This window comes from Paenibacillus sp. FSL M7-0420 (assembly GCF_038002345.1).
In the GTDB taxonomy this organism is placed as follows: Bacteria; Bacillota; Bacilli; order Paenibacillales; family Paenibacillaceae; genus Paenibacillus_AQ.
The window spans coordinates 6,421,882-6,435,629 of sequence record NZ_JBBOCJ010000001.1; the positions used below are offsets into that span (position 1 = coordinate 6,421,882).

Here is a 13,748-nt window from a genome sequence, read left to right on the forward strand (position 1 = left end):
AAACAGCCATGACCCCATTAATCATTCAGCCGGTGAACGAATCGGATTGATCCATCCACCGGCTACCCGTTCCTGCTACTTGAGTGAGTGATTACACCAGCTCGCGCTGAACCACTTCAACAATCTGCCCTACAAAAAGATCCAGCTCCGCCTTATCCGGCCCTTCGGCCATTACACGGATCAGCGGCTCGGTTCCCGAAGGACGCACCAGGACACGCCCGTTGTCGCCCAGCTTGCTTTCCACTTCTATGATCGCGGCCTCAATGGCCGGATTGTTCGGATAATTGGTTTTGTCCTGCACACGCACATTGACCAGCACCTGCGGATACTTAGTCATCATGGACTTCAGTGTGCTTAGCTTTTTGCCGGAAGACTTCATGGTATTCACCAGTTGAATCGCAGTCAGAATGCCGTCACCTGTAGTATTATAGTCCAGGAAAATCACATGGCCGGATTGTTCCCCGCCCAGATTATAGCCGCCGCGGCGCATCTCTTCCATCACATAACGGTCACCGACCGCAGTCTTCGCCGTATTCAGCGACAGCTTCTCCGTTGCCTTGTAGAAACCGATGTTGCTCATTACTGTAGATACAATGGTGCCATCCTTCAGCTTCCCTGCACGGTTCATCGCATCCCCGCAAATGCAGAGAATGAAGTCGCCGTCCACCTCGTCGCCGTTCTCATCGATAGCGATCAGGCGGTCCGCATCCCCGTCAAAAGCAAGCCCCAGATCCGCACCATGGCGCAGCACCTCTGCACGCAGAGTCTCCGGGTGTGTGGAGCCGAAGCCGTCATTGATATTAAGCCCGTCCGGCTCCGCCCCAATGGCAATCACTTCCGCGCCCAGTTCCTTGAACAATCGCGGTGCCAGCTCATAAGCTGAGCCGTGTGCGCAGTCGAGCACCACCTTCGTGCCCTTGAAGCTCTGGTCGATGGTAGTCTTCAGATACTCCAGGTAAAGGTATTTCGCTTGATCATCGACCCGCAGCGTGCCCAGACCCGATCCTACCGGACGCGGCAGCTCATCGTGCTCGGCATCCATCAGCTCCTCAATGCGCAGCTCCGTTTCGTCTGTCAGCTTGAAGCCGTCTCCGCCGAAGAACTTGATTCCGTTATCCTCCACCGGATTATGCGAAGCAGAGATCATCACTCCCGCATCCGCCTTCAGCAATCTGGTGATATAAGCTACAGCAGGTGTAGAAACTACACCCAGACGGATCACATCTGCCCCAATGGACAACAAACCCGCTATGAGTGACGATTCCAGCATCGGACCCGAGATCCGCGTATCCATCCCGATGACCACTTTAGGCTTTTCCACATTTCCTGCCAGCACATATCCCCCGCAGCGTCCAATACTGTAGGCCATTTCTGCTGTTAATTCACGGTTAGCCACCCCGCGTACGCCATCTGTTCCGAAATACTTACCCATCTTTTTTTCTCCTTTTGAATACGCTGCTTCAGCTTAATAAATTATAGTATGAATGATTCGATAATTCGTGTATGTCAGGTACATACAAATAGACTCGTTCGTGACCGGAAAGTTATGTTCCGCCCGTACTGTCAGCATTATTGCCGCTTGCGGGCGGCGTTGGTTCAGCAGTCTCCGGCGGAACATGTGTCGGCGTCGGGGTCTCCTCTATAATCTCGCCGGTATGCTCCGGGGTTGGCTCTACGAGCGTCTCGTTACCGGATGCAGGCTCAGCACTGGGCTCCGGCGTAGGCGTGGGGATAGGGCTACTGTCCGGCGCGGCAGTCGCGGCCGGAGCAGCAGGCGCTACCAGCTCCACCTTCGCAACAAGCTGCGAGGCGGTATTCTGCAGGGTAATGAACCGGGGGAGCGACACCTGCAGCGTAACATCGTAAACACCGGCCGTAAGCCCCCCGGCATCTGCAACCACACTGATGCTATCCTGGTCGAGCTGGTCCAGCAGCGTTGGCGCACCTGATAGGGTCAGATCCATAGTGGCGCTTCCAGGGTCTAGGATACGGGCTGTCAGCCCGCTGCTGACGCCCTCCAGCTTAATCGGGATAGCAGAGAGGGTCCGCTGGGTAATCTCCGCCGCAGAGACCGCTACGGTCATGGCTGCAGGCTCAATCTTGCCGGTGCCCTCCGGCGGCTTAAGCTCCAGCTTCATCTGCTCTGTGCCCGCATTCTTGATAGCGCTCAAATCCAGGACAGCCTCATACGAGGATAAGGTCTTAAGGGTCTCTGCACTGCCGTATACCGTTACCATATCCTGTTCCGGCGTTACCCTGGACAGCACCAGTGAACCGGGCAGACTGCCGGTGAAGCTGATGTCCAGCGGCAAGGTTTTGGACGGGAGGGTAACAGGCACTTCTACCGCTACTGTAGAGGGTTCAATGACCGCATCCTCCAGCTCGTTCCCCTTACTGTCCAGAGCGAAGAGCTTCAGCCGCTTCTCGCTAAAAGTCTCATTCTGCCCCTCCAGCTCCACCTTCCCCTGCACCTTCGCTACCCGTCCAAGATCACTTGCCGGAAGGGTAACCTCTACGGATACAGGGTCAATCACAGGGCTGCCTACTTCATAGCCTGCTGCCGGCTCTCCCGTAATATTCAGCGAGACGGGAAAAGACTTCGTCGTCCGCGCCTCGATATGCACATTCACCTGATTCGGGACCATAGCTTCCAGGGTTACACCACTCGGAGTCGAATACATCAGCGGAAGCGTGTTATCACCGGGCTTCACATCCTTCAGATCCAGCCATACCCGATAAGCATCGGAGAATTTATAGGTCAGATCGGACTTTTTGCCCATTACCTCCATCCTGACGCTGTCCACATCCTTGGTCAGTACATAATTCTCACTGTCAAAGCCTTCAATCTCCACTTTGACATTCTCAATCGTCTTCGATTCGTTATTAACCGTAGTCTGGTACGTTGGCGCTGTATCCACATGCACAATAGTCCACAGAATAATCCCCAGAGCCAGGGCAAGGATCTTGTTGAAGTTGTTGTTCTTCATCCATTTATCCATTGTCTTTATTCCCCCTCCGTTTCCAGAAAGCGGAGCTCTTCTCCATCAGGGGCGAGCTGCTTGCGCTCAGCTCTTGGTGCAGCTTCGAGATTAGGGACTCTTCCTTGATATCCCGGACAATTTGTCCATTGATGGCCAGCGAGATCAGGCCGGTCTCCTCAGAGACGACCACAGACACCGAGTCTGCCACCTCACTGATACCGATTGCGGCCCGGTGCCGGGTTCCCAGCTCCTTGCTGATGAACGGATTCTCCGAGAGTGGCAGGTAACAGGCTGCCGCAGCGATCTGGCCTCCTTGCATAATCAGCGCTCCGTCATGCAGCGGCGTATTGGGGATGAAGATATTAATCAGCAGCTCGGAGCTGACCTCAGAGCGCATGGCGATCCCGGATTCCGTATATTCATTAAGCCCCGTGGCCCGTTCGAATACGATCAATGCCCCGATTTTGCGGACAGCCAAATAATTCACGGCTTTAATCACTTCACCGATTAATTTACTGATCTCCTCATCATTCTCCGCATTGCGCCCGAAGAACTTGCCCCGGCCGAGCTGTTCGAGCCCCCGCCGCAGCTCCGGCTGAAAAATAATAAAAATCGCGAGTATCCCAAAAGTAAACACCTGGTTCATCAGCCACCTCAGGGTATACAGATCCAGTAGAGTACTGCCGCCCCAGATGACGACCAGGACCATAATCCCCTTCAGCAGCTGAACCGCCCGCGTCCCGCGCACCATGTTGAGCACTTTATAGATAATGTAGCTGACAATTAGAATATCAATTATATCTTTAATGGATTCTTTCCATGTAAGGTCGGTAAAGTAGCTCATGGCCGAAAACCCCCGTGATTTCAAATTAACTGGGTTTATGTAAATTGTCTGTTAAGCTTGAATCTTATTCTAGGTTATAACGTTACGCCTCCGGTTGCAAGTTTGGCGGCTGGTAAATTGATGAACCTGTCATTTCAGGCAACAAAAAAGCGCCATCTTTCCGGAAAAAGAGGCGCAAATGAGTTATCTGCTACAAGCGACCAACATTTAGCTATCGGTAGGCAACTTCAGAGAACATGTTCGTCACTTTATACCAGATCCAGCTTACGGCTTGGTCTATACTTTTGACTTGCCCGGAGATATGGGCGGTTGAAGCCTGATACAGCGAGCCGTCGATTACCGTTACGTTCCCGTTGACTTCCCCGTAGACTTGAGTCTTACCGTTCTCCACCGTCAGATCGCCGGAGATAATTTTGCCGGAGGGTACAATCACCGTATTCCCCTTGATCACAACCTGGTCGAGGTCTGCCCCTCTAACCACAAGCTGCCGATCCTGATTCCAAAAGGTTACGGAGCTCATCAGCATCACAAGAATGAACATCGACGCCGCCGTCAGGGCCGGATGTCGCTTGATCCAGGTGATGAAGGCTCTTTCCTTCTTGGGTTTCGGTAATGAATCCATAATCCGGCCAACCAAATCCTCCGAGGCCACAGGTGTCTGGTGCATCAGGGAAAACATCAGCATATCGGTCTGTTCCAGTTCTTTGAACCTCGCACGGCACTCCGTACAGGATAAAAGATGCTCCTTCAATTCCCTCTGCTGCAGGTCGGGCAAGTCGTCATCCAGGTAGTCGTGCATCATAGAGACGGCCAGTTTGCATTCCATAGGAGCCAATCCTTTCATACGTGCTAATTTAGTGCATAAGACTTGCTTAACTTACATACGTCCCTGCAATGCAGGAGTTTCATAAAAAATAATCTATTTTTACAATTTGGGTCCTAACTTCTTACGTAAAAACTCACGGCCGCGATGCACCCGGGTCTTGATCGTCGTTACAGGCATATCCAGCACATCGCCGATCTCCTGAAGCGACAAATCCTGCAGATAGCGCAGAATCATAACCGACCTGTACTTCACGGGCAGGCTGTCGATGGCTTCATAGATGAGTCTCTGTGTCTCCGAGAGCAGCAGTTCCGTCTCCGGGGTCACATTATCGCTCGGAATCATCGAATACCCGTCAATCCCCTCCTGGTCGTTCATCTCGGCATCCAGGGAATAGGTCGGGCGACGCTTGCGCAGCCGGTCAATGCAGAGGTTCGTGCCAATCCGGTAGATCCATGTCGAGAACTTCTGCTTATCATCATACCTGTCCAAATTTCTGTAGACGCGCAAAAAAGTCTCCTGAACAACATCCTCCGCCTCATGGCGGTTATTCAGCATACGGTAAGCCAAATGATAAATTTTGTCTTTATATAGTTCCACAAGCTCGGCAAATGCCCTTTGGTCACCCTTCAGGGCGAGCTTTGTCAGTCTGCCTTCCAGATTCTCCACCTGTTAACTCCCCCAGACTTGCCGCCCTTGGACTTTCAGCTCTTCGAAGACCACGGTACAAGCATTTAAATCGTAAATCATGTGCTTGCAAAAATCAAGGTTTGTATTGTTACCTTCTATATAATGTGCTGGAAAAGCTTACTGCGGGACGCTGGCGGCTGATCGCTGAAGGAACCCCCCTCGCCCCCTGGCGGCTGATTAGTCGGGGGCTGCGCAGAACATTTGGACTTCCGGTCGCTGTTATTGGCAGATTTCCTGATTAGAACCGCAGGCCGCGGTTGAAATCTGCCAATAAAGGCGAACGCTATCGCTCCTACAGTTCCAAATTTCCGCTTCGCCCCCTCCATCAGCCTGGTTCCCCCCTACTACTGCTACCGCTTTTCTTGTTGCCCAAAGTATATCTCAGGCAACAATGGGGTGGGGCATGGGCTCGGCCGGGTCCCTGGCCCCCGGCCTCCCTGGAACGGCAAAACCTCCTATCAGATGAAGCATGCCCGTGCCGTATGCCACTCTTAGGGCGGCACCTCACTTGTTTGCATCCACCTGTTTCATCCTCATTCTATTTCTATTCGGTTTTCCGCATACAATTGCCTATAACCCTCATGACCACCCAATGTATTCGGTTTTTGGCATACATTGCGCCGGACGGTACTGTGCGGACCCAATGTAATCGAAAAACCGACTACATTGCGCCGGATGGTGCTGTGCGGTCCAAATGTAGTAGAAAAACCGATTACATTGCGCCAGGTGGCGGTATGCGGACCCACTGTATTTGGCCCATGCGCCTTCACGACCTTTTAATGTGTTCGTTTTTTCGCATACATTGACCCATATGCCATCGTGACCGCCCATTGTGTTCGGTTTTCCGCATACAATGGGCCCGTGCGCCTTCGTGACCGCCAATTTCCTATAAAAAAAGCCCACCTCCGGCTAGGAGGTGGGCGGGAACTTCTGAAGCGCCTTAGGGCCGGCTTCAAAGATTCAAGACCGAGAGATCAAGACCTGAGACCGGAAAATCAAAACCTTAAAGCGGCTTCGCCGACTTTTAGACCCAAAACCTTAAAGCGGCTTCGCCGACTTTTAGACCCAAAACCCTAAAGCGGCTTCGCCGACTTTGAAGAACAAGATCGGTAGAGTAAAGTGCAGCTACGGTGATCAACGCAAACCATCAGCCGGTATTCCGAAGACCGGCGGCAATACCATTGATCGTGAGCAGTACCTCACGAAGCAGCTCAGCGTCATCCCCCTCAGCCTCACGCAACGCGCGAAGCTCGGAGAGGAGCTGAACCTGCAGGTAGCTGAGCGGATCAACGTACGGATTACGCAGGCGGATCGATTCCTGAATGACCGGAACATTATCCAGAATGTCCTGCTGGCCGGTGATCTGGAGAATCAGCTCGGAGGTCAGCTTGAACTCAGCCTCGATCTGGCCGAAGATACGCGCACGTGCTTCCTCGTTCTTGCCCATCCCGGCGTATTCCTTGGCGATGACAAGATCCGCCTTCGCAATAGCCATCTGCAGCGTATCGATCAGGGTCGTGAAGAATGAGAAGTTCGCATACATATGCTGCATGATCTTCATATTCTCTTCCTTGCCCTCATAGAAGCTCTGCAGACCGGTTCCGGCGGCATACCATGCTGGAAGCAGATAACGGCTCTGCGTCCAAGCGAATACCCAAGGAATCGCACGCAGGTCCTCGAAGCGCTCGCTGTTCTTACGCTTCGAAGGGCGTGAGCCGATATTCAGCTCCCCTACCTCCGGCAGCGGGGTTGATTCTTTGAAGTACGTCAGGAAATCCGGATCACGGAAGATCAGATCCTGATATTTGTTCAGTGAGACTTCAGAGATACGGGCAATAATCTCATCCCACTTGGCTTCGTACAGATCCGCTTGCGGCGATCTGGCATGAATAGCAGCCGTAATCAGAGCGGATGTCGCCTGCTCCAGACTGCGGTAAGCAATGCCTTTCATCGAATACCGGGAGGAGATAACCTCGCCCTGCTCGGTAATCTTAATCCCGCCGCCGATGGTGGAAGCCGGCTGGGCCAGAATGCTCCGGTTGAGCGGCATACCGCCGCGTCCGAGGGCACCGCCGCGTCCATGGAAGAATTTCAGCTTAATGCCGAACTCATCGGCAGTCGCTGTGATCTGCTTCAGGGCCACACGCAGTTCCCAGTTCGCTGTAACAACGCCGCCGTCTTTATTACTGTCGGAATATCCCAGCATGATCTCCTGCAGATCATTCATCGCACGGACCGCATCGCGGTAGATCGGCATGTTCAGCAGCGTACGCATAATCTGCGGCGCATCATGCAGGTCGTCAATCGTCTCGAACAGCGGCACAGCCTGCAGAGTACAGACTACCGTACCGTCGTTGTCTTTGCGGAACAAGCCGACTTCCTTGGAGAAGACCATAACCTCCAGAATATCGCTTGCCGCCTCCGCCATACTGATCAGATAGCTTGTAATACACTGCTTGCCGTATTCCTCCTGCGCCTCATAGATCGCACGGTATACCGCCAGACACTCCTCTGTCCCTTCACTATAAGACTGGTAAGGGGAAGTCAGCGGACGCGGATCATTCAGCAGCTTCTCCAGCAGCACAATCTTCTCTTGCTCCGACAGCTTGGAGTAATCCGGTGTAACATTCATCTTGGCCAGAACCTCTGTCATTGCATTCTCATGCTCCTGGCTGTGCTGGCGGACATCCAGCGTAGAGGTGTGGAAGCCGAACAGCTCCACCTGACGAATCAGCTTCTTAATGTAGGTATCTGCTACATAATCGGCGTAGTGATGCCGCAGGCTGCGGTCAATCACGTTCAGGTCGTCGATGAATTGCGCCGGGGATGAGTAGCGCTCTGGTGTTCCTTTTTTCTCATCGTCCAGCACATTCTGGGTCTTGGAGATCATATAGCTAAGCTTAATCCGGTAAGGCTCGTTATCATTACGCCAGGCATCGACCCGGTTAAGATTGATAATATTCCGGTCGGCCTCAATGGATTCCAGCAGCTCCGGCGTCACATTCACAATGCTTGTACTAAAGCTCAGGTACTGCATCAGCTCGCGCATAATACGCTGGTATTCACGAATAGCCAGCTTGCGCTGCAGACGTAGAGTCTGCAAGGTTACCTTCGCCTTCACGGAAGGGTTGCCGTCGCGGTCTCCCCCGATCCATGAACCGAAACGCAGATAGGTCGGCACATGCCAGTTCTGGCCCGGATAATACTTGCTCAGACAGCGCTCAAGCTCCTGATATACATCCGGCAGTACTTCAAAAATCGTCTCATGGAAGTAATACATCCCGTTACGCACTTCATCCAGTACCGTTGGCTTGCGGTCACGCAGTTCATCGGTCTGCCACAAGGTAATAACCTCATTCAGCAGCTTCTCCCGGAGCTGTTCGCGTTCGCGGAAGGTTAACGTCGGATTATCCAAGCCCATGACGTCGTCGGAGATCCGTTTGTGGATATCGAGAATCGCACGGCGCATAGCTTCAGTAGGGTGAGCGGTCATAACCAGCTCGAGCGACATGCCGCTCATGATCTCAAGAACCTCTTCGTGGGAGAAATCCCGTTCGCGAAGCTCCTGAACCGCGCTCTCAATCGACCCCGGCTGTACCGTCTCCCCGGCAGAACGTTCATAGTCGCGTTTGCGCCGAATCCGGTGGTTCTGCTCGGCGATGTTCACCAGCTGGAAATAAATTGCGAAGGCACGGATCACCTGATGGCGATTCTCCGGGTCCAGTGAGCTAATCAGCTCTTTAAATTCGTTGTGCAGTTCAGGCAAAAACAATGAGCGCAGCGATTTGCTGGTCTCCCGGATTTTCTCCACAATATCCAGCAGTTCGTTACCGCCTTGGTGTACCAAGACTTCGCCCAGTATGTTCCCCAGGAACCGTACGTCCCGCCGCAGCAGATTGTTGGAGTTGCTTTTGCTAACGGTAGTCGTAAGTTCGGTCATGCTGCTCCCCCCATCCTCTTCCGGATCAATGCTCTTAACATTGTCTATTTGAAAAGCTTCCTCATATCATACAATAAAAACGCCCGGAAATCTTCAACTTTATTGCGCGGTAAAGCAGTGCAGTGATTTCGATTATACACCAAACCGGCCATTTATGCAGTCCCAAAAAATTATGTATTTCTTTCTGGTATATTCTCTCTTTGATATGTGCTGTTTGCAGTGTTCATGTGAAGTTATGTGACGTATAACGACAAAAACAGCCAGCTCCGCAGAGCCGGCCGTTCATCACAGGTTAACTTTTATTTCATCGTGTGCCCTGAGCGGTTGTTGAATGCCAATTCGAATAATCCGGTAGCCGATAACCCGGCCAATCCGCCTGCCCATAGACGCAAGGTCAACTCCAGCTCTGTAAAAGGATACGCCGCCGCTCCAACCAGCAGACCGATGCCCAGTCCGATAAAAGGGATGCTGTTACGCGGCAAATGGGTATTATTTTTGATCAGCTGCACCAAGGCAAGAATAAATACGGCCAGGATGGAGGCAAAAGCCAATACATGGTCCAGCAGTTCGCGGTTCATCATGAGATTACTCCTTTCTGCGGGATGGTGGTGATTTCAACGGTGTTGGCAGCCGGATGGTAGGCAATCTGAGCGCCCAGCGCCTCCGCAATTTTACGTGCAGGAACATAGGTAACCCCATTCTCCAGCCACCCGTCCGCAATCTTCCTGCCATTCACCTGTACTGCAACTTTCATCTGAGTCTTCATCACTGGTTCCTCCTTGGGCTTGATCCGTTCAACCACCGCCTCCACGGCCGCAGCCGCAGGCTTTTTCCCCGTCCGCAACTCCGCCAGACTTAATCCGAAGCTCATCTGCAGATGCGGATAATCCTTGAAGCTAGTCCAGTCGCCGCCCCATTCGAACCCGATGGCCTTCGCGTGCTGCACCACCTCCAGCCAATCCCGAGTCCCATTCTGATTCCCGTCCCTGCTCATATCCCAGGAGACGCTGGAGCCATCCGGAAGCAGCAGCGCAAAATCCACCGCCAGCCCATAATTGTGATAACTGTACCCGCCGCGCGCATTCGTCACGATCGCTCCCGGCCGGGTTCGCCCCTGGGCATAGAGTGCATCCTGTTCGGCAATCGTCCGCAGACCTTGCGTGATCAGGATAGGCACACCGCAAGCATGAGAGCGTTCAATCAGTGCGGTGGCTGCGGCAAGAACGGCGGGATGAAGTCCTTTTAACCGGGCAGCAGATTTATTCAGGAGTTGAGTTAGCGTCAGCATGCGATTCCTCCCCTTTCCTGATTTCAGAGAGGACCACGAACAGATCCTGGCGTCTGGTGTACATCAAGAGGGTTAGAATGACTAGCCCTAGGGTCGTTCCCGTCTGGGCAATAGCCCAGGCATCCGATTGCAGCGAGCTTCGTATAGCTTCCGGGGCGGGAGCAGAGCTGAATCTGATCCAGAAGGCCACCGCCATTTTTACCGTATATGCCCCGAGGAAAAAGAACGCCGCCAGCATAAACAGACTGACCACGCGCACCCGGAATCTCCGGCGGAAATACAAAAAAAGCGCAGCCATCAGCAGCAGCGCACAGATAAAGGATATAGAATAGGCCAGTAACAACACAATATCAATGCTGCTCATCTTCTGCCCCCCGATCATAGATTAGGAACTCGGCGAACCCGTTGTTCCTGATTTCATCCTGAATGTCCTGAGAGACATTCTTGTACCTGCGGATAGAGAGCGACACCTTATGTCCTGCCAGCGCCAGCCGCCGCTCTCTGTCCCGGTGCAGGGGCGATAGACGCTTGATCCACGCACTCAGCACGTTATCCCCCCCTGTCTTCTTCATTAGTGCTACTGGTGTGGCTGTTTGCGGAATGGTCTATTTTCAAGCGCTGCAAGACTTCAAGCGTGGGTGCCATGAAGTCTGACCGCTCTTTGTCGAGGATATTCTGCAGCCTGTCCCGGTCCTCCTCAGCACGCTCCAGCAGTTCACGCGGCACCAGATTCCCCTTCACAATTGACCGCAAAAGCACAAGCATAATCATGAGCAGAATCAGAGCGATGATATAAGCCAGTCCATACTTATCCGCAAGCGGCAGCAGCTTCTCCAGATTCGCAACATCGTTGCTGTCCATTGCTTCACTCCCTTCTGTGTGGTTATTAAAATAGTTATTAAAGTAGTTATATAAGACGCACTTAAGATTTAAACTTGAAGCTTCATCGTCACTGCGGTGACATTTGGACTTAGCCCCCGGACGGGTCCGAGGGCAAAATAAAAACGCCCTCAGCGGCGCCTCTGGCAATCTACTCTTCAGTTACAAGGAACGTAAGTCCGTTCTCCATCAGAATCTGCTTGACCGCAGGCTTCAGCGTAGAGGGGACCTCGCTATACTTCGTCTTCCCCAGCGTGACGCGTTGTGCAAAAAACAATGCCATTGCTCTCACCACCTTTCTATAATAGAGGTAATGCACAGGTTAGACCCGTTGAACGATTACGTGTAGACTTGCGTGGCCATCTCCGCAATGAGATCCTCAATGAAATCCGCCCGTTCGCTGAGCGCGTTATTCTGCGCCTTTAGCCACAGATTCTCTTGCTGCAACTGCTCCAGCTCTGTCAGTACCGGCGGCTTGTTGGCCTCAGCCTCCTGGTACGCTTCCCACGCAGCCTGCAATTCAGCCTCTGTCGGCTGCGGCACCTTCAGCTTCCAGACCGCGATATACGGTCCGCGCTCCACCAGATCATAATCCTCGCCTTCGGTCAGCAGATTATAGTCGATGCCGTGGCGGTAGTGGACGCCTTCAACGGGTTGTTCGCTAATTTCTGGAAGCTTGATCTCGTAGCGTACCCGAGCCTTAGTCTCGGCCCCGGGCCGTAGGATAGGTTCAGGGCCGTTGTCCTGGACGATGAAGTCGTGAAGTGAGTTAGCGTCCGGGTATAGATACATGATTGCTAGTGCTATATTCATTCGAGCTCCTCCTTTACGCTATTTGAATAATATCAAGGTAATTAGTTGCCGAACCTCCTGTAGTAGTACCGGCATTATAAGGGATGTAAGCATAAATCTCGATATAATCACCTGCAAATAATCTGACTACAGCCGATCCTTGATATCCAGTACTTGCAGTCCCCGCCGTTTGTGAATAAGTATAATCTTTTGTTCTTGATCCATTTACATAAACCATTATTGTACAAGTTGTGTTAACAGGCGGAGTAGCTAAGTTTACCGAAGCACTAACAAGATATGCTCCTGTTTTTTTTGCCGTAAACCGACTGCTAGTAACTTCATCGAGATGGTCAAATGATTTATTCTCAAAGGTGATCTTAGTGAATACTCCAACAGGGATGTTTTGAGAATTTGTCTTATAGTATGAAGCGAAGCTTCTTGAGCCTAACGTATTATCTCCCCATGGGTTGAGCACTCCACCTGTTGTAAGTGTCCCACCTGCAATACCTTCCATTTGATTTCCAGTTAAAGAGCAGTTGAACTTTGTCACAAAGGAGCCATCATTTGAACCAATCCCAACTGCATTCCCAGTTCCAGTCGCACCGATTACATCGACAATTGATGCAGCGTTGATATTCACCCCAACAATTCGATTACTGAAAACACCACCATTGATTATTCCAGAGGAAAAATAGGCCAGAACACCACTGAATGATACCGTAGATGCTACAACTCTAAGGTTATTCAGCCGGAATCCGATGCATCTATTAACTATGAAAGCATCCTTACTCACAGTTGTAGCGGTGATGCTCTCTATCGTCACCTGCCCAAAATTGGAGTGTAACTCCATACTACTAAGGGTAACAGTTGCTGGATTGGCAGGGTTTCCTGTTATGGTTAGACCTCCATTGGGTCCAAAGTTAAATCCTCTAATAACTATGTCCTCTGGATAGTTACCAGAAGCGATATTGATGGCAGCTACATGACTGATAGTTTGGGGAAGTATGTTTATAGCCTTCTGAATCGTCCTAAACGCCCCACCCGCCGTATTCGCAAGCCCCGTATTCCCATCATTTCCATCCGTCCGGACGTAATAGGTAATATCCGCCGTAGTCTGCTGCGGTGTAGTAGACAGATTCGCTTTGCCATTCCAGGCCGCCTTCTCCGCATCGGTTACGAAGCGGTTGGACGAGTCCTGGACGATGACCGATGGCGAGTGCGTGGAAGGATGCACATAATTATTAGCCCCCTGCGCCACGCTATCCAGCTTCGATTTGTCCGCTCCAGCCATCAGCCCGGCAGCAGTCGTGGTCGCAACCGCCGTAGACGCCTTGGCATTCCATGCCGTGCGCTCCGCGGCTGTGATGTGCTTGACCGCATCCGCGGCGTGATCCTGCGCGGTCTTGACGGCGGTGTCCAGAATATCCATATTGCCGTTCAGGTCGGTGATATCTACAATGTCTGTACCATCGGGCTTTTTCAGCCCCAGATTACCTGTTGTTTTCATCGCT

At 52.2% G+C, this 13,748-nt stretch carries 14 protein-coding genes; all 14 read right to left on the bottom strand.

Translation table 11 applies throughout. The features are described 5' to 3' along the window. Nucleotides 1-91: 91 nt before the first annotated feature. Entirely contained in the window at nucleotides 92-1,432 is a 1,341-nt protein-coding gene (glmM, locus tag MKX51_RS27420; protein WP_340937797.1) for a phosphoglucosamine mutase, read from the bottom strand. Nucleotides 1,433-1,544: 112 nt separating this feature from the next. After that, nucleotides 1,545-2,999 carry a CdaR family protein gene (locus MKX51_RS27425; protein WP_340994594.1) on the bottom strand — a complete coding sequence of 485 codons (1,455 nt, stop codon included), beginning with the start codon at nucleotides 2,997-2,999 and terminating at the stop codon, nucleotides 1,545-1,547. After that, nucleotides 2,992-3,825, bottom strand: a complete 834-nt coding sequence (gene cdaA / locus MKX51_RS27430) for a diadenylate cyclase CdaA (RefSeq protein WP_076081805.1) — start codon at nucleotides 3,823-3,825, stop codon at nucleotides 2,992-2,994. Before cdaA ends, MKX51_RS27425 begins: the two co-directional genes overlap by 8 nt. Nucleotides 3,826-4,036: 211 nt before the next feature. After that, on the bottom strand, nucleotides 4,037-4,651 hold the full coding sequence (locus MKX51_RS27435; RefSeq protein ID WP_036724508.1) for an anti-sigma factor family protein: 615 nt from the start codon (nucleotides 4,649-4,651) through the stop codon (nucleotides 4,037-4,039). A gap of 99 nt (nucleotides 4,652-4,750) precedes the next feature. Next, complete coding sequence (sigW, locus tag MKX51_RS27440; protein WP_036696241.1) at nucleotides 4,751-5,317, bottom strand: RNA polymerase sigma factor SigW; 567 nt, start codon at nucleotides 5,315-5,317, stop codon at nucleotides 4,751-4,753. Between the two features lie 1,168 nt (nucleotides 5,318-6,485). Next, nucleotides 6,486-9,278, bottom strand: a complete 2,793-nt coding sequence (ppc, locus tag MKX51_RS27445) for a phosphoenolpyruvate carboxylase (protein WP_340937791.1) — start codon at nucleotides 9,276-9,278, stop codon at nucleotides 6,486-6,488. A 299-nt stretch (nucleotides 9,279-9,577) separates the two neighbouring features. Further along, nucleotides 9,578-9,856, bottom strand: coding sequence for a holin (locus tag MKX51_RS27450; protein ID WP_340757619.1), 279 nt, complete (start codon nucleotides 9,854-9,856; stop codon nucleotides 9,578-9,580). Further along, nucleotides 9,856-10,566, bottom strand: a complete 711-nt coding sequence (locus MKX51_RS27455; RefSeq protein ID WP_340994595.1) for a M15 family metallopeptidase — start codon at nucleotides 10,564-10,566, stop codon at nucleotides 9,856-9,858. The genes MKX51_RS27450 and MKX51_RS27455 overlap by 1 nt, the downstream gene beginning before the upstream one ends. Beyond that, complete coding sequence (locus tag MKX51_RS27460) at nucleotides 10,538-10,930, bottom strand: hypothetical protein (RefSeq protein ID WP_340937788.1); 393 nt, start codon at nucleotides 10,928-10,930, stop codon at nucleotides 10,538-10,540. The genes MKX51_RS27455 and MKX51_RS27460 overlap by 29 nt, the downstream gene beginning before the upstream one ends. Further along, a complete protein-coding gene (locus tag MKX51_RS27465; protein ID WP_036696237.1) occupies nucleotides 10,917-11,114 on the bottom strand; it encodes a hypothetical protein in 198 nt (65 codons plus the stop codon). The genes MKX51_RS27460 and MKX51_RS27465 overlap by 14 nt, the downstream gene beginning before the upstream one ends. Before the next feature lies 1 nt (nucleotide 11,115). Further along, complete coding sequence (locus MKX51_RS27470; RefSeq protein WP_076081811.1) at nucleotides 11,116-11,427, bottom strand: hypothetical protein; 312 nt, start codon at nucleotides 11,425-11,427, stop codon at nucleotides 11,116-11,118. A 169-nt stretch (nucleotides 11,428-11,596) separates the two neighbouring features. Beyond that, nucleotides 11,597-11,728, bottom strand: coding sequence for a hypothetical protein (locus MKX51_RS27475; RefSeq protein WP_340827608.1), 132 nt, complete (start codon nucleotides 11,726-11,728; stop codon nucleotides 11,597-11,599). 56 nt (nucleotides 11,729-11,784) lie between these two features. After that, on the bottom strand, nucleotides 11,785-12,258 hold the full coding sequence (locus tag MKX51_RS27480) for an XkdW family protein (protein ID WP_340994598.1): 474 nt from the start codon (nucleotides 12,256-12,258) through the stop codon (nucleotides 11,785-11,787). A 13-nt stretch (nucleotides 12,259-12,271) separates the two neighbouring features. Then, nucleotides 12,272-13,744 (bottom strand): hypothetical protein, encoded by a 1,473-nt coding sequence (locus tag MKX51_RS27485; protein WP_340994599.1) that lies wholly within the window; start codon nucleotides 13,742-13,744, stop codon nucleotides 12,272-12,274. Between the last annotated feature and the right edge of the window lie 4 nt (nucleotides 13,745-13,748).

What these genes read in the sequence shown, in the direction of transcription:
- glmM (WP_340937797.1), bottom strand. Translation starts at nt 1,432, where the DNA reads ATGGGTAAGTATTTCGGAACAGATGGCGTACGCGGGGTGGCTAACCGT.
- MKX51_RS27425 (WP_340994594.1), bottom strand. Translation starts at nt 2,999, where the DNA reads ATGGATAAATGGATGAAGAACAACAACTTCAACAAGATCCTTGCCCTG.
- cdaA (WP_076081805.1), bottom strand. Translation starts at nt 3,825, where the DNA reads ATGAGCTACTTTACCGACCTTACATGGAAAGAATCCATTAAAGATATA.
- MKX51_RS27435 (WP_036724508.1), bottom strand. Translation starts at nt 4,651, where the DNA reads ATGGAATGCAAACTGGCCGTCTCTATGATGCACGACTACCTGGATGAC.
- ppc (WP_340937791.1), bottom strand. Translation starts at nt 9,278, where the DNA reads ATGACCGAACTTACGACTACCGTTAGCAAAAGCAACTCCAACAATCTG.
- MKX51_RS27450 (WP_340757619.1), bottom strand. Translation starts at nt 9,856, where the DNA reads ATGAACCGCGAACTGCTGGACCATGTATTGGCTTTTGCCTCCATCCTG.
- MKX51_RS27455 (WP_340994595.1), bottom strand. Translation starts at nt 10,566, where the DNA reads ATGCTGACGCTAACTCAACTCCTGAATAAATCTGCTGCCCGGTTAAAA.
- MKX51_RS27460 (WP_340937788.1), bottom strand. Translation starts at nt 10,930, where the DNA reads ATGAGCAGCATTGATATTGTGTTGTTACTGGCCTATTCTATATCCTTT.
- MKX51_RS27470 (WP_076081811.1), bottom strand. Translation starts at nt 11,427, where the DNA reads ATGGACAGCAACGATGTTGCGAATCTGGAGAAGCTGCTGCCGCTTGCG.
- MKX51_RS27475 (WP_340827608.1), bottom strand. Translation starts at nt 11,728, where the DNA reads ATGGCATTGTTTTTTGCACAACGCGTCACGCTGGGGAAGACGAAGTAT.
- MKX51_RS27480 (WP_340994598.1), bottom strand. Translation starts at nt 12,258, where the DNA reads ATGAATATAGCACTAGCAATCATGTATCTATACCCGGACGCTAACTCA.
- MKX51_RS27485 (WP_340994599.1), bottom strand. Translation starts at nt 13,744, where the DNA reads ATGAAAACAACAGGTAATCTGGGGCTGAAAAAGCCCGATGGTACAGAC.